Origin of the sequence: Burkholderia sp. MSMB1589WGS (genome assembly GCF_001636105.1) — a bacterium.
Taxonomy (GTDB): domain Bacteria; phylum Pseudomonadota; class Gammaproteobacteria; order Burkholderiales; family Burkholderiaceae; genus Burkholderia; species Burkholderia humptydooensis.
Genome location: NZ_LNJT01000007.1, coordinates 1,993,006 through 2,006,829, shown reverse-complemented (window position 1 = coordinate 2,006,829; position 13,824 = coordinate 1,993,006). Strand labels below are relative to the sequence as shown.

Annotated in this window: 15 protein-coding genes; 4 read left to right on the top strand and 11 right to left on the bottom strand. The window is 70.0% G+C overall.

What is annotated here, in order from left to right; all coding sequences use genetic code 11:
* The first annotated feature begins 122 nt into the window (after nt 1–122).
* Nucleotides 123–1,046 (top strand): LysR family transcriptional regulator, encoded by a 924-nt coding sequence (locus WT16_RS17140; RefSeq protein ID WP_009910831.1) that lies wholly within the window; start codon nt 123–125, stop codon nt 1,044–1,046.
* 54 nt (nt 1,047–1,100) lie between these two features.
* Here the strand turns inward: WT16_RS17140 and WT16_RS17135 are convergent, their stop codons facing one another.
* Entirely contained in the window at nt 1,101–2,663 is a 1,563-nt protein-coding gene (locus WT16_RS17135; RefSeq protein ID WP_059933099.1) for a DHA2 family efflux MFS transporter permease subunit, read from the bottom strand.
* A 150-nt stretch (nt 2,664–2,813) separates the two neighbouring features.
* The gene (locus tag WT16_RS17130) at nt 2,814–3,323 is read right to left on the bottom strand and encodes a MarR family transcriptional regulator (RefSeq protein ID WP_063533753.1); all 510 of its coding nucleotides are present in this window, start codon (nt 3,321–3,323) and stop codon (nt 2,814–2,816) included.
* 208 nt (nt 3,324–3,531) lie between these two features.
* On the opposite strand from WT16_RS17130, the gene WT16_RS17125 reads away from it, so the two are divergent.
* On the top strand, nt 3,532–3,816 hold the full coding sequence (locus WT16_RS17125) for a hypothetical protein (RefSeq protein WP_063533752.1): 285 nt from the start codon (nt 3,532–3,534) through the stop codon (nt 3,814–3,816).
* Nucleotides 3,817–4,026: 210 nt separating this feature from the next.
* The gene (locus tag WT16_RS17120; RefSeq protein ID WP_063533751.1) at nt 4,027–5,655 is read left to right on the top strand and encodes an efflux transporter outer membrane subunit; all 1,629 of its coding nucleotides are present in this window, start codon (nt 4,027–4,029) and stop codon (nt 5,653–5,655) included.
* Nucleotides 5,656–5,718: 63 nt separating this feature from the next.
* On the opposite strand, the gene WT16_RS17115 is transcribed toward WT16_RS17120, so the two are convergent.
* Genes WT16_RS17115 through gspG form a run of 8 tightly spaced genes read right to left on the bottom strand, consistent with a single transcriptional unit; the run spans nt 5,719 to nt 11,954 of the window.
* Nucleotides 5,719–6,510 (bottom strand): type II secretion system protein N, encoded by a 792-nt coding sequence (locus tag WT16_RS17115; RefSeq protein WP_006023989.1) that lies wholly within the window; start codon nt 6,508–6,510, stop codon nt 5,719–5,721.
* A gap of 38 nt (nt 6,511–6,548) precedes the next feature.
* A complete protein-coding gene (locus tag WT16_RS17110; protein ID WP_006023988.1) occupies nt 6,549–7,052 on the bottom strand; it encodes a type II secretion system protein M in 504 nt (167 codons plus the stop codon).
* Complete coding sequence (gspL, locus tag WT16_RS17105; RefSeq protein ID WP_063533750.1) at nt 7,049–8,482, bottom strand: type II secretion system protein GspL; 1,434 nt, start codon at nt 8,480–8,482, stop codon at nt 7,049–7,051. The genes WT16_RS17110 and gspL overlap by 4 nt, the downstream gene beginning before the upstream one ends.
* A gap of 24 nt (nt 8,483–8,506) precedes the next feature.
* Nucleotides 8,507–9,757, bottom strand: a complete 1,251-nt coding sequence (gene gspK / locus WT16_RS17100; RefSeq protein ID WP_063533749.1) for a type II secretion system minor pseudopilin GspK — start codon at nt 9,755–9,757, stop codon at nt 8,507–8,509.
* A gap of 1 nt (nt 9,758) precedes the next feature.
* Complete coding sequence (locus tag WT16_RS17095) at nt 9,759–10,484, bottom strand: prepilin-type N-terminal cleavage/methylation domain-containing protein (protein WP_015600488.1); 726 nt, start codon at nt 10,482–10,484, stop codon at nt 9,759–9,761.
* The gene (gene gspI / locus WT16_RS17090) at nt 10,462–10,866 is read right to left on the bottom strand and encodes a type II secretion system minor pseudopilin GspI (RefSeq protein WP_006023984.1); all 405 of its coding nucleotides are present in this window, start codon (nt 10,864–10,866) and stop codon (nt 10,462–10,464) included. The genes WT16_RS17095 and gspI overlap by 23 nt, the downstream gene beginning before the upstream one ends.
* A 1-nt stretch (nt 10,867) precedes the next feature.
* On the bottom strand, nt 10,868–11,458 hold the full coding sequence (locus tag WT16_RS17085) for a GspH/FimT family pseudopilin (protein ID WP_006023983.1): 591 nt from the start codon (nt 11,456–11,458) through the stop codon (nt 10,868–10,870).
* Nucleotides 11,459–11,501: 43 nt separating this feature from the next.
* Nucleotides 11,502–11,954, bottom strand: coding sequence for a type II secretion system major pseudopilin GspG (gene gspG, locus WT16_RS17080; protein WP_004196811.1), 453 nt, complete (start codon nt 11,952–11,954; stop codon nt 11,502–11,504).
* Nucleotides 11,955–12,119: 165 nt separating this feature from the next.
* Between gspG and WT16_RS17075 the strand changes: the two genes are divergently transcribed.
* Nucleotides 12,120–12,530 (top strand): general secretion pathway protein GspC, encoded by a 411-nt coding sequence (locus WT16_RS17075; RefSeq protein ID WP_009910818.1) that lies wholly within the window; start codon nt 12,120–12,122, stop codon nt 12,528–12,530.
* Between the two features lie 75 nt (nt 12,531–12,605).
* Here WT16_RS17075 and gspF read toward each other — a convergent pair whose 3' ends face one another.
* Complete coding sequence (gene gspF / locus WT16_RS17070) at nt 12,606–13,823, bottom strand: type II secretion system inner membrane protein GspF (protein WP_006023980.1); 1,218 nt, start codon at nt 13,821–13,823, stop codon at nt 12,606–12,608.
* Between the last annotated feature and the right edge of the window lies 1 nt (nt 13,824).

The window sequence follows — 13,824 nt, the reverse complement described above, 5'->3', positions numbered from 1 at the left end:
CCTTGCTTTACAGAATGGAGGCAGTATAGGATTCACGCGTTCATAAATAAAATGACTTGGTTCTATAAAAACCATTCCGTTTGGGAATCTTCACCGATTCGCTCACTGAACAGGAGTCGCCGATGGAGCTGCGCGCGTTGCGTTATTTCGTCGAGGTCGTCAGGCAGCAGAGCTTCACCGTGGCGGCCGAGCAGATGCACGTCACGCAGCCGACGATCAGCAAGATGGTGAAGGCGCTCGAGGACGAAATCGGCTCGCCGCTGCTGCTGCGCGACGGCCGCCAGATGGTGCTGACGGACGCCGGCCGGATCGTCTATCAGCGCGGCCAGGACGTGCTCGCCGCGCAGGCGCAGCTTCAGGCCGAGCTGAACGATCTCGGCACGCTCGGGCGCGGCGAGCTGACGATCGGAATCCCGCCGCTCGGCAGTTCGCTGTTCACGCCGGCGATCGCAGCGTTCAAGCAGCGCTATCCGGGAATCGAGCTGAAGCTGTTCGAGGAGGGCGCGCGCATGATCGAAGAGGCGCTCGTCGCGGGCGAGCTGGAGCTGGGCGGCGTGCTCGAGCCCGTCGATCCGGCCGTGTTCGACGTGCTGCCGATGGTGCGCGCGCCGCTGCATCTCGTCGCGCCGCACGGCTCGCGCTGGGACGCCGACGAATCCGTGCCGCTCGCCGACCTCGCCGACGAGCCGTTCGTGTTCTATGCGGAAAGCCTCGCGCTGCACGACGCGGTGCTCGACGCGTGCCGCAAGGTCGGCTTCACGCCGCAGATCGTGAGCCGCAGCGGCCACTGGGATTTCATGGCGGCGCTCGTGCACGCGGGCGTCGGCATCGCGTTGCTGCCCGAGCCGTATTGCCGGCGGCTCGACGCCGCGCAGTTCACGTGCCGGCCGATCGTCGAGCCGGAGATCGCATGGGCGGTCGCGATCGGCTGGCTCAAGAAGGGATATCTGTCGCACGCGGCGCGCGCGTGGCTCGACGTCGCGCGCGAGAAGGGCCCCGTCGATCCCGGCGACGATCTCGCGTTCGGCAGCCTGCGCGCGCGCTGAGCGCGGCGCGGCGCATGACTCGCATGACGCATGGCGCGCGCCGCCGCCCGCCGCTCAGTGCCCCATCGCGGGCCCGGCCCCCTTCCTGGGCTTCGTCACCCACACGAGCGCCGCAAGCGCGACGAATCCGACCGCCGAAATGTAGAAGAAGTCGTTGGTCGCCATCATGAAGCCCTGCTGCGTGACGATCTGGTTGATCTGGGCGGTCGACACGTCGCCCATGATGCCGAGCCGCGCGAGCGCGCCTTGATAGTCGAGCGTGCTCTGCGCGTAGACGTTCACCGATTCGGCGAGCCGCGCGTGGTGATAGATCGCGTCGTTTTCCCAGAACGTCGAGCTGACCGCGGTGCCGATCGCGCCCGACAGCGTGCGCAGGAAGTTCGACAGCCCCGATGCGCTCGCGAGCCGCTCGTCGGGAATGCTGGAGAGCGTGATCGTCGTCATCGGCACGAAAAAGCATGCGACGCCGATCCCCTGCACGAGCCGAGGCAGGATCACGTGGTTGAACGGCACGTCGAGCGTGAACGTCGAGTTCCAGATCGACACGCCGGCGAACACGACGAATGCGAAGCTCGCGACCATCCGCAGATCGAGCCGGTGCATGTTGCGGCCGATCAGCGGCGACAGCACGAGCGCGAGGAAGCCGACGGGCGCGGTCGCGAGGCCGGCCAGGCCCGCCGTGTAGCCCATCACGGTCTGCAGCCACAGCGGGAAGATCACGACCGAGCCGAAGAACGCCATGAAGCCGAACGAGATGATCATCGCGCCGAGCGCGAAGTTGCGATCCTTGAAGAGCGACAGATCGACGACCGGCTCCTTCTCGGTGGCCTCCCAGGCGAGCATGAACGCGAGCGACACGACGGCGATCAGCGCGAGCGACGCGATGAACGTCGAATTGAACCAGTCGCGGTCCTTGCCGAGGTCGAGCATCATCTGCAGGCACGACACGCCGATCACGAGCAGCGCGAGCCCGATCGTGTCGATCCGCTGCTTCGTCGTCTTCGTCTCGCGGCCGCGCAGCAGGAAGAACGCGCACGCGGCGGAAAACATGCCGATCGGCAGGTTGATGTAGAAGATCCACGGCCACGTGTAGTTGTCGGTGATCCAGCCGCCCATCACGGGGCCGAAGATCGGCGCGACGATCACCGTCATCGCCCATAGGCCGAGCGCGAGCCCGCGCTTCGCGGGCGGATAGCTGCGCATCAGGATCGTTTGCGACAGCGGCACCATCGGGCCGGACACGAGCCCCTGCAACAGCCGGAACGCGATCAGCGATTCGAAGTTCTCCGCGAGGCCGCAAAGCGCGGACGCGATCGTGAACGCGAGCACCGACAGCGTGAAGAGCCGCACCTCGCCGACCCGTCGCGCGAGCCAGCCGGTCAGCGGCACCGCGATCGCGGAGGCGACCGAATACGACGAGATCACCCAGGTGCCTTCGCTCGTCGCGACGCCGAGGCTGCCGGAGATCGTCGGCACCGCGACGTTCGCGATCGACGTGTCGAGCACCTCCATGAACGTGCCGAGCGCGAGCCCGACCGTCAGCAGCGCGAGCGTGCCGCCCGACAACGGCGCGGGCTCGGCGGGAAGGGAAGCGGAAGCGGGGGCCGTCGCAGCCATGCGTCAATTCTCCTGAGGGGCGACTGTTGCCCCGACATGCTTTCGTGCATCGATATCGGCCGGCAGTAAGTGTCTTGTCAGCTTCTGCCCAGACAGATAAATGTGCGGCAAACGGGCCGCGATCCGAAGGTCGTTCATGGCCTTTCCCGGTCAGCGATCGCCCGGCGGCGGCGCGGCGATCGGCGCGGCGCACGCGGAATCGGCCGCGCCCGGCGCGTTCGCGATGAAGCGCCGCAGCAGGTCCGTCAGGAGCGCGAGCTCGTCGGCCGAGAAGCCCTCGAGCTGCGCGTTCAGCTCGGTCGCGATCAGCGCGGGCAGCGCCTGCGCGGCCCGCGCGCCGCGCTCGGTCAGCGCGAGCTCGATCACGCGGCGGTCCGATTCACTGCGCGCGCGCGCGATGAAGCCCTTCTTCTCGAGCCGGTCGAGCATGCGCGTCATCGAGCCGCTGTCGTACGACAGCTTGCGCGACAGCTCGAACGGCGTGCGCGCATAGCCACGCGCGAGCAACAGGATCACGCTGATCTGCTGCGCGGTCAGCTCGAGCGGGCCGAGCGCGCGATCGAGCCGCTCGACGAGCGCCTGCCGCGCCTTCGTCAGGTAATAGCCGAGGCTCGATTCGAGCTCCATGTGCTCCGGGTCGTAAAGGCCGCTCATCGTCAAGCTGTCCGGTCGATTGCACGAACCGCAACAGTGCTTTCCAGGAAAAACGCCGCCAGTATCTTGAATATTTATTGCATAGTCAATATTATTTCGGTCAATGAGTTATGCGCTTAATGCGCCGCCAGAGACAATGTTCTGACTCGCTCGTTCTGACCTGCTTAGCACGCGCCGCCGCTTTTCGTTCGGCATGCGTCCCGAGGATTTCCCCATGCCGTTCCTGAAACATGCCGCCGGAGCGCTGCGCTGCAACCTGTCCGACACCGCTCGTCATACGCTGTCCGGTCCGCATCGCGGCTGGAAGATCGCACTGTACGCGGCGCTGCTGATCGTGCCGGGCGGCTCGCTCGCGGCGCTCGGGTTCGCCTGGTTCGATCAGCGGCGGCACCGCGGCGCGCGCAACGGCGGCGGCCGGGCCACGTCGGTTCAGGAACCGTCGACGCCGCAGCCATGCCTCGCCGCTGCGCATGGCGAGCCCGCCCGCTGCTGCTCGTGAAAGGCCGTCCGCGCACGGCTGCCGACGCGCGCGTAACGCGCGGTAAACCGATCCGCCGCGCCGGTAACACATCCGGCCCCATCCGCGCCTTAACCTAGCGTCTGCGCATTCCCGCACCCGTCAGTTACCATTTCGGCCACGCCGTCGGCGTTTCGGCCGCATCGCCCGCTCGCCCGGTTCACCGGCGGCGCCTCGACAGGAATCCAGAACATGCCGCATGTCCCACATCCGCGCGCGCGCCGCGCGCTGAGCGCCGCCGTCGCCGCAGCGGCCGCCGTGCTGCTCGCCGGCTGCGCGGTCGGGCCCGACTATCACCGCCCCGACGCGGCGATTCCCGCCGCGTACAAGGAAGCCCCGCCCGGCTGGAAGGTCGCGCAGCCGGCCGACCGCGCGGACCGCGGACCGTGGTGGTCGGTCTACGACGATCCGCAACTGAACGGGCTGATCGACAAGCTCAACGCGTCGAACCAGACCGTCGCGCAATATGCGGCCGCGTACCGGCAGGCGCGCGCGCTCGTCGCCGAGGCGCGCGCGTCGTATTTCCCGACGCTCGGGCTGACCGCGAGCGAATCGCGCGCGTCGAGCGCGCTGTCGTCGGGCACCGCGTCGCGCGGCACGACGCGCACGATCGGCAACACCTACAGCGTCGGGCTCGACGCGTCGTGGGAGCCGGACCTGTGGGGCAAGGTGAGCCGCACGGTCGGCGCGCAGAAGGCGGGCGAAGCGGCCGCCGCCGCCGATCTCGCGAACGCGCGGCTGTCCGCGCAGGCGACGCTCGCGCAGACCTATTTCCAGTTGCGCGCCGCGGACGCGACGCAAAAGCTCCTCGACGACACCGTCGCGTCGTACCAGAAATCGCTGCAGCTCACGCAGAACCAGTATGCGCAGGGCGTCGCCGCGCGCTCGGACGTGATCCAGGCGCAGACGCAACTGCAATCGGCGCAGGCCGCCGCGATCGACAACGGCATCGTGCGCGCGCAGTACGAGCACGCGATCGCGACGCTCGTCGGCGAGCCGGCATCGACGTTCGCGCTGCCGCCGATGCCGCTCACGGCCGAGCCGCCCGCGATGCCGATCGACGTGCCGTCGGCGATTCTCGAGCGGCGGCCCGACGTCGCCGCCGCCGAGCGGCGCGCGGCCGCCGCGAACGAGCAGATCGGCGTCGCGATCGCCGCGTTTTTCCCGACGCTCACGCTGTCCGCCTCGGGCGGCTTCCAGAGCTCGGTGTGGTCGCAGCTCTTCACGCTGCCCGCGCGCTTCTGGTCGGTCGGCCCGCAGCTCGCCGCGACGCTGTTCGACGCGGGCCTGCGCGCCGCGCAGACGGAAGCCGCGCGCGCGACCTACGATCAGGACGTGGCCGCGTACCGGGCCGCGGTGCTGTCCGCGTTCCAGGACGTCGAGGACAACCTCGCGTCGCAGCGCATCCTCGAACAGGAAATCGTCGTGCAGCGGCAGGCGGTCGAGTCCGCGCAGCATGCGCTCGACATCACGCTCAATCAGTACAAGGCGGGCACCGTCGGCTATCTGAACGTGCTGACCGCGCAGACGACCGCGTTCAGCGCGCGGCAGAAGCTCACGACGATCATCGGGCAGCGGATGGTGTCGTCGGTCGGGCTCGTGAAGGCGCTGGGCGGCGGATGGGACGTGTCGCAGATCGCGCGCGAGACAGGCGGCGTGCAGGCGCCCGCCGCGCTGCCGGCATCCGCGCCGGCTGGGGCGGCGGCACCGGCAGCCGTGCCGGCGGCGGCCGTTCGTCCGGCGGACCGGTCGGCGGCCGTGGTCGCGACGGCCGCGACCGATGCGCCGGCTGTTCGAACGAGCGCCACGCCCGCGCAGTGACGAAACCGGCCGGCGGCCCGCCGGTCGGCGCATCGGCGCATCGGCAACTTGCCGCCTTCGGCGTCAGCGCGCCGCGTCGCCGTAGATCAACGACACCGCGCCGCCGCCGATCGGATGGCCGAGCAGGTTCAGCAGGCCCGCGAGGTTGTCGCGCTGCTCGGGCGCGGCGCTCGCGGTGCCGCGAAACGACGCGCCCGTCGCGCCGAAATTTCCTTGCCCCGACATCATCAGCGGCCCTTTCGACGTCGACAGGTCGAGCGTCGAATTCGCGCCGCGCGCCTCGAGCACCGCGCGGTACGACCCGAGCGGCTTCACGCGCGACACGCGCGAGCTCATGTCGGTGATCGTCACGGTGAGCTGGCCGAACGCGTCCTTGCCGAAGAGCCGCCAGTCGGTCCAGTCGAGCCGCACGTCACCCTGCAGGTCGAGCGTGTTGAACGGCGTGCCGAGCCCCGCGAGCAGCGACGCCGGCACCGCCATCGCCCCCGCCGACAGCACCGCGCCACGCAGCGTCGCATCGAGCGTGACCCCGTCGGGCATCGCGTCGGTCTGGCGCAACCGCATCCGCACGCGCCCGGTGAAGAGCGGCCAGAACTGCGTGCGCCATTCGACGCGTCCGGGCAACAGCGTCGACGCGCTGCGGTCCGCGCCGGGCGCGAGCAGGAGGGTCGCCGAGCCGCGCCAAAGCGAGCCTTCCGGGTCGACGAGATTGACGTGGCCGCCCGTCGCGCGCGCGAACTGCGGCGTCACCCACGACGCAGGCAGCAGCGCGACGAGCGTGACGAGCATCGCCGCGCCGCCGACGACGACCCACGGCGCGACGCGCCGGATGCGCATCGGCCAGGTCATCGGCATCCGGGCGCTCCGCCGGCCGTATAGCGCATCGACATCGCTCACTTGACCGACGCCGGCTGCAGCACGGCCGTCAGATCGACCTGGCCGTCCTCCTTGAGCGCGCTCACGTGCGCTTCGACGACCTGCGCCTTGAACTGGCGGCGCACGTCGTCGAGCCACTGCGTCCACGCGGGGAACGACGCGTTTTTCAACTGGATCTGCACGCCGCCGCCAACGACTTGCGGTGCCGCCGCCGCGAGCCCGTGATCGGACAGCGACGCGGCGAGCGCATCCTTCAACGCGACGCCCGTCGGCGCGACGCCTTGCGCCGCGCCCGCGAGCGAGCGCGCTTCATTCGCCTGCGCGGTCATCTCGGCGAGCTCGTGACGCATCGTCGGCAGCTCGCGCTGGATTCGCGCGCGGCCTTCCTGCGCGGGCGACCACAGCACCGAATAGGCGATCGCCACCGCGAGCGCCGCGCCGCCCCAGCCGAGCAGCAGCTTCTCGCGCGCGGTGCGGCCCTCCCAGAACTGGGTCAGCGCTTCGTTGAACTCCGTTTTCATGACCGGCTCCGAATGGTCCACTTGCCCGTGCTGCTGTCGATCTCGCCCGTGAGGCCGTTGCGCGCGAGGCGCTGCGCGAAATCGGGGTCGACCTTGGTCTCGGGCTTGAAGCCGACGTCGAGCCGGCGATCGTGATAGTCGAGCGACGCGATGCCGTTCGGCGGCAACGGCCCGAGCGAGCGCGCGAGGCCGCTCGCGAGCGACAGGAAATCGTTCGGCGACAGCTCGCCCGCCGCGATCCGCAGCCGGTCGAGCTGGCGCGTCATCTGCGCGGCCGGATCGAGCACCGTCGTCGTCTTCGGGAACGCCGACAGCAGCGTCTCGGTGATCTGCGCGGCGAGCGCGTCGCGTTCGCGCGAGAGCTTCCACCAGTGCGCGTTCGCGCCGATCACCGCGACGACGAGCGTCACCGCTGCGAGCGCAAGCGGCGCGCGCAGGCGCATGAATGTCGCGCGGTCGAAGCGCCACGGCGCGAACTCGAATTCGAACTGGCACAGGTCGAAACGGGCGTCGAGCGCGCGGCGCACGAGCGCGTCGAACGGCCAGATCGCGGCGCCCGGCAGCAGGCGCTTGTCGTCGAGCGGCCGCACCGACGCGAGCTGCGGCTCGGCGCCCGGCTCGCCGAGCTCATAGAGCTCGAGCGGCGTGCCGTTCGCGAGCGCCTCGAGCGTCGTCACCGCGGTCGACACCGGCGCGGCGAAGCCTTCGCCGAGCGCGCCGCGCGCGAGCGCGAGCTCGACGCGCGGCGCGGCGGCCACCTCCGGCAGCAGCGCCGCCGATTCCTCGGCGAGCGACGGCGCGCTCGCCGTCGCGGCCAGGCCGAGCGCGACCGCGACGATCGATTCGGCCGGCGCAATGGCGTCCGCCGCCGCGCCGTCGGCGGCCGCGTGGCCGCTGCCCGGCGCGCCGGCCGCGGCTTCGCGTGCGGCCGGCTGCTCGAGCGCGACAACGGCCTCGGCCTCGGCCGCTCCAGCCGCATCGCGCCGTGACGCAGGCGGCAGGCAGCGCGTGACGGGCACCGCGCGCAGATGGCGATGCCCCGCCGCGGCGAACGCGTCGACGATGAACTTGAACCACGCGCGGTCGATCACCGCGAGCACGCGGCGCCCGCCGTCGAGCGCCGCCGGGTCGACTGCGATATGGCAGCCCTGCGGATCCTGGATCAGTTGATCCTCGATGATGTTCGGCAGCGCCTGCTTCAGTTTCGGCCCTTTCAGCGGCGGCACCGTCTGTTCGAGCATCAGCAGGTCGCGGGCGGCGACGACGAGCACCGTCGTCGCCGCCTGAGGCAGCAGCGCGAACGCCGCGCGGCCCGCGCGCTGCGTGTGGCCGCTCTTGTCGACGAGCGCGAACGGCAGCTCGGGCCATTGCCATTCCTGCAACGGCACGGCCGGCTCGCGCGGCGGCAATAGGACAATCAACGTGCTCAAGAGCTCCTCTCCCGGATGGCGTTGTTATAGCTGATCGCGAATGCGCACGATGCGCGTCGTGTGCGTGGTCGGATCACGATACACGAGCGACGTGCGATCCACGACCGCCCGGTCGTGCTCGATCCGGCCATGCACGATGAAATAGCTCGACGTGACGTCGATCTGGCCCGAATCGAGGTTCACGGTCGGCGCGCCGGCGCCGCGCAGCGCGAGCGTCACGTCGCCGACGTTGCGGAAGAACACGGTCTCGCGCCGCGACACGAGCGCCTGCGCGGACGACACGGACATCCCCGGCACGAGCGCCGCGATCACCTCGGCGGGCGCGGTGTTCAGATTGACGGGCGTCACCGTCGGCAGCACGGTGACGAACGGGCGCAGCCGCTCGACCATCTCCGGCGTGAAACCCTCGACGTCAAGCAGCGAATCGACGCTCGTCATCATCAGCGGCGCGGGCCCGCGGCCTTCGCCGCCCGCAATGCCCGGCTCGTCGGTGAAATTGCCGCCGCTCTCGGTGCCGCCGTCCGGCAGCGGAACGGGCACGCCGCTCGCGGCGCCCGGCAACTGGGCCGCCTGGAAGCGCGTCGCCGACTGCCTGAGTCCCGCGCGCACGCGGCGCGCGACGATCTTCGCGAGCTGCTGGTCGAGCCCGAGCGTCGACAGCAGCCGCTGGAACGTCTGCACCTGCGCCGCGTTCAGTTGCAGCGCACCCGGCGCGGGCGACGACACGAGATCGCGCAGGTTGAACTTCGCCTGCGCGTCCTCGATCGAGCCGGACAGAAAAGTGTCCGCGCCTCCGGCCGCGTCGGTCACGCCGACGCGGCCGAGAAAGTCGGACAGTTTCGTCTTCGCGATCGGCACCGCCCAGATCCCGCCGAGATAGGTGATGCCGGGCGCCGTGTCGCCTTCGGAGCGCAGCACCATCCGCGTCCAGTCGAGCGCGCCGCGCGCGACCCACTGCGCCTGCGCGAGCAGCCGCTGGTTCTCGATCCGGCGCACCTGCACCTGCTGGCGCCACAGCATCCCGGAGACGAGGATCGCCGACAGCGCGACGACGAGCAGCGCGTTGATGATCGCGACGCCGCGCTCGCGATGCGCGAGCGCTTGCGAACGGCGCGCGGGCGGGCAAACGCGGAAATCGCCGTCTGCGCCGCTGCTGCGCGGCGCGCACGGCAAACGCGTCGACGCCGGGCGCGCCGGGCCCGGAGCGTGCGGGCCAAGCGGCGCGCGCCTGCGGCGAAGCAAAGCGAAACGAACGAGGAGGGCGAAGGCGCGCATGTCACTCCCCGATGAGGAAAACGCGCGTGATCGGCACGCGCAGCGACGTCGCGCCGATGCTGACCTCGAGCCCCGTCACCGCGCGCGGCGGCGGCGCATTGCCGAGCATCGGCACCTTGAGCGCGTTGTTGTTCTGTTCGAGCGCGTTGTCTGCGTCCGGCATGCTGGTCGTCCAGCCGACCTTCGGCACGTACAGCCGCGCGTTGATCATGCCGACGCCGCGCATCAGCGGCACCTCGCTCCAGCCTTCGGTGCCGCCGCCGCGCAGCGCGTCGCGCAACGCGTTGACGTCGCCGATCGGCGGCGACGCGTAACGCACGACGCGGCCGCTCGAGATCCGGTAGCGCACGACCTGCAGCCGCGGCGCCGCGCCCGGCGCGTCGAACTCGCGCACGATCTGCAGCGTGTCGCCCGCGACGCGCACCGCGGGCTGGCCCGCTTCGTCGTCGGTCGCGGCGCGCCGCGCGTCGATGCGCATCTGGTCGAACATCTGCGCGAACACGCGCTCGTCCTCCATCGCGGCCGCCACCTTCTCGCGGCCGCGGATGATCTGGTCGAGCCCGCGCCACGACAGGATCGCGATCACCGCGAGAATCGTGATCGCGATCATCATCTCGATCAGCGTGAAGCCGCGCGCGCCGTCGCGCGCGCTTCGCAGGAAGGCGCGCGCCCGCCGGGGGCGCTTCTCGCCGGGCGCGCGGCGCTCAGAGCGGACGGCTGGTTTCATTCGCGACCACCGTAACCATCTGCGCGAGCACGCCGGCGCGGCCGTTCATCGACACCGCGATCTCGACGCGCCTGAACACGGGATTCGGCGTCGAACTCACGCGCTGCGTGCAGGTGAGCGCGACGTTGCCCTGCGAGCAGTCGAACGTCTGCGAGCCGATGTCGGGCCACGCGTGCGCGAGCCGCAGTTGCGCGAGCGCGTTGTCCGCGCTCCAGCCGGCGAGCAGGCGCGCGTGCAGATCGGATGCGCCCGTCGCCATCGAGCCGACCGCGCGGATCGACGCCGCGAGCGCAACCGCGATGATCGCGAGCGCGACGAGCACCTCGATCATCGTGAAGCCGCGCGAACGCGCGGGCGAGCGGAGCGGGGCGGGCGCGCGCACGTCACCGCACCTCGTAGCGGCCGTTGCCCGTGCCGACGATCGTCGCGCTGCCGACCGCCGAATACAGCGTGACGCGCACCGGCACGTCGATGCTTTCGGTGCCGAACACGACCGCGTCCGTATGGGTGTCCGAGCCGGGATAGTCGATCGCGGCGCCTGTCACGCCGCCGTCCCAGTCGCGCGCGCGCAGCACGTCGTCGCGCAGCGGACGCCAGCCGTCGCCCGTGCGGATGTCGAAGCGAAAACCGTGATCGGTGGCGCGCCACGCGATCGGCCGCGCGCGCACCTGCGCCTCGTCGCCCGCCGTCTCGAACAGCAGCGCGACGCGCTGCGCTTCCTCGCGCAGATCGGTGCGCGGGTTGCGCCTGAGCGTGAGCGACGCGACCGACACGAGGATGCCCGCGATCACGAGCACGACGAGCATTTCGAGCAGCGTGAAGCCGCGCGCGCGGCGCGCCGGGAGGATTCCCGCCGGGCAGCCGGGCGAAGCGTCCGCGGAAGTCCTGAAGCGCGCCTGCGCGGCCCGGCCGCGGGAAACCCCCGCGTGACGCCGCGTGCCGCAAACGAAAATCGTGCCGGGTCGTGCGTACATCGAGAAAAGTGCGTGCGTCGCGCGAGAGCGTGGGGTCAGCGGCTCATTGCCACGAGCCGATGTCGGAATCGTTGCTTTCGCCGCCTTCCTTGCCGTCGGCGCCGTAGCTGAACACGTCGATCTCGCCGTGCACGCCCGGGTTCAGATACTTGTACGAATTGCCCCACGGATCGTTCGGCAGGCGTTCAAGATAGCCGCCGTCCTTCCAGTTGTTCGGGATCGGATCGGTGGTCGGCTTCTGGATCAACGCGTTCAGGCCCTGATCCTGGGTCGGATAGCGGCCGTTGTCGAGACGGTACAGCTTGAGCGCCTGCATGATCGTGCCGATGTCCTGCTTCGCCGCGATCCGGCGCGCTTCATCGGGACGGCTCATGATCTTCGGCACGATGAGCGCCGCGAGAATGCCGAGAATCGCCACCACGACCATGATCTCGATCAGCGTGAAGCCGCGTTGACGGCGTGCTGCCTGAGAGCGGCGAGTGATCCACGTTTGCATGAGTACTACCTCTTCTTCAAAAAATGAGCGGTGAGTGAATGTGACGCCGTGACGCGCGCGGTGCGAGCCGCATGGCGTCCGCTGCGTGAAGCCGCATTGTAAGACGCGACTTGCTTCGGGCTTCCACTCAACGCAAATTTCATATTCATCCGTACAATAGTGCGCATGAACGCGCTATCGATCCGGCTCCTTTCCCTCGCCCTCTTCGCGGTGCTCTGCGCGACGGCCACCTATTGGGTCGTCACGCTCTCCGCGCATCGGGCTCCGCTACCCGCCGCCGCCGCCCGCACGCCGGTGCGCACGGAGGACGCCGCAGCGCTGTTCGGCGGCCAGCTCACCCGCAACCCGGTGCAGGACATCCACTTGTTCGGCATCCTCGCGCTGCAGCGCGGCGCGGCGGCCATCGTCGGCATCGGCGGCGACGCCCCGCACGCGGTATCGCTCGGCAGCGAGATCGCGCAGGGCGCGAAGCTCGCCGAAGTGCGCGACCGCTCGATCGTCGTCGAGCGCAACGGCGCGCGCTCCGAGATCTTCCTGCCCGCCAATACGCCCTCGCCCGCGATCTACGTCCGCTGAAGCCGAACGCGCCGCCCGGCGGGCCCGCTTCGTTTCAGCCGGCCCGCCAAAGCCGCGGGCCGCGCATGCCTTCCGTCACTGCACCATGTTGTTGAGCTCGATGATCGGCAGCATCACCGCGAGCACGATCACGAGCACGATGCCGCCCATCGCGAGAATCAACAGCGGCTCGAGCAGGCTCGTCAGGAACATCGTGCGACGCTCGAGCTCGCGCGCCTCGCCTTCGGCCGCGCGGTCGAGCATCGTCGTCACGTCGCCCGTGGCCTCGCCCGAACGAATCAGGTGCACGAGCACGGGCGGAAACGTCTTCACGTTGTTCAGCGCGCGCGACAGCGCCGAGCCCTCGCGCACGCGCACGATCGCATCCTCGATGTTGCCGCGCATCGCGCGGTTCGACAGCGTCTCGCCCGCCGCCTGCAGCGCGCGCAGGATCGGCACGCCCGCCGCGCTCAGGATGCCGAGCGTGCTCGCGAAGCGCACCGTGTTGTAGCCGCGCACGAGCTTGCCCGCGAGCGGGGCGGTCAAAAGCCAGCGGTCGAACGCGAGGCGCGGGCCGTCGCGCGACAGCGTCGCCTTCACCAGATAGACGACGGCCGCAACCCCGATCAGGATCGCCCACCACCAATGCCTGACGAAATCGGACAGCGCCATCATCACGATCGTGAGCAGCGGCAGTTGCTGTTTCGTGCTCGCGAACACGTTGACGACCTGCGGCACCACGTAGCTCAGCAGAAACGTGACGATGCCGAACGCGATCACCGTGACGATTGCCGGATAGGTGAACGCAAGCAGGATCTTCTGCTTGAGCGCGTTGCGCTCCTCGATGTAGTCGGCGAGCCGCGACAGCACGATGCCGAGCTTGCCGGTGTGCTCGCCCGCCGCGACGAGCGCGCGGTAGATCTCCGGAAAGTCTCGCGGATGCTGCGCGAGCGCGTTCGCGAGCGAATGGCCGCCGAGCACTTCGGCACGGATCGCGGCCATCAGCTCGCGAATGTAGTCGCGCTCCGCCTGCTCGGTCAGCACGGCGAGCGCCTCGTCGAGCGGCAGCCCGGCGACGAGCAGGCTCGCGAGCTGGCGCGTCAGGATCGCCTGCTCGCGCTGCGACAGCTTGCGCCCGAGCGCGAGGCGCTGGCTGCGCGCGCCGCGCTGCGCGCTCGCGGCCGGCTCGACGACGAGCGGCGTCAAGCCCTGCGTGCGCAACTGGCCGCGCGCGTTGCGCGCGCTGTCGGCTTCGACGACGCCTCTTTGCGCGCGCCCCGACGCGTCGATCGCTTCGAAACGGAAGGCCGGCATG

Excerpts from the sequence above, each read along its gene's own strand:
- gspK (WP_063533749.1), bottom strand. The coding sequence starts at position 9,757 with ATGCGCGCCTTCGCCCTCCTCGTTCGTTTCGCTTTGCTTCGCCGCAGG.
- WT16_RS17110 (WP_006023988.1), bottom strand. The coding sequence starts at position 7,052 with ATGAAAACGGAGTTCAACGAAGCGCTGACCCAGTTCTGGGAGGGCCGC.
- WT16_RS17075 (WP_009910818.1), top strand. The coding sequence starts at position 12,120 with ATGAACGCGCTATCGATCCGGCTCCTTTCCCTCGCCCTCTTCGCGGTG.
- WT16_RS17140 (WP_009910831.1), top strand. The coding sequence starts at position 123 with ATGGAGCTGCGCGCGTTGCGTTATTTCGTCGAGGTCGTCAGGCAGCAG.
- WT16_RS17085 (WP_006023983.1), bottom strand. The coding sequence starts at position 11,458 with ATGTACGCACGACCCGGCACGATTTTCGTTTGCGGCACGCGGCGTCAC.
- gspG (WP_004196811.1), bottom strand. The coding sequence starts at position 11,954 with ATGCAAACGTGGATCACTCGCCGCTCTCAGGCAGCACGCCGTCAACGC.
- WT16_RS17135 (WP_059933099.1), bottom strand. The coding sequence starts at position 2,663 with ATGGCTGCGACGGCCCCCGCTTCCGCTTCCCTTCCCGCCGAGCCCGCG.
- WT16_RS17095 (WP_015600488.1), bottom strand. The coding sequence starts at position 10,484 with ATGAAACCAGCCGTCCGCTCTGAGCGCCGCGCGCCCGGCGAGAAGCGC.
- gspF (WP_006023980.1), bottom strand. The coding sequence starts at position 13,823 with ATGCCGGCCTTCCGTTTCGAAGCGATCGACGCGTCGGGGCGCGCGCAA.
- WT16_RS17115 (WP_006023989.1), bottom strand. The coding sequence starts at position 6,510 with ATGCCGATGACCTGGCCGATGCGCATCCGGCGCGTCGCGCCGTGGGTC.
- WT16_RS17125 (WP_063533752.1), top strand. The coding sequence starts at position 3,532 with ATGCCGTTCCTGAAACATGCCGCCGGAGCGCTGCGCTGCAACCTGTCC.
- WT16_RS17120 (WP_063533751.1), top strand. The coding sequence starts at position 4,027 with ATGCCGCATGTCCCACATCCGCGCGCGCGCCGCGCGCTGAGCGCCGCC.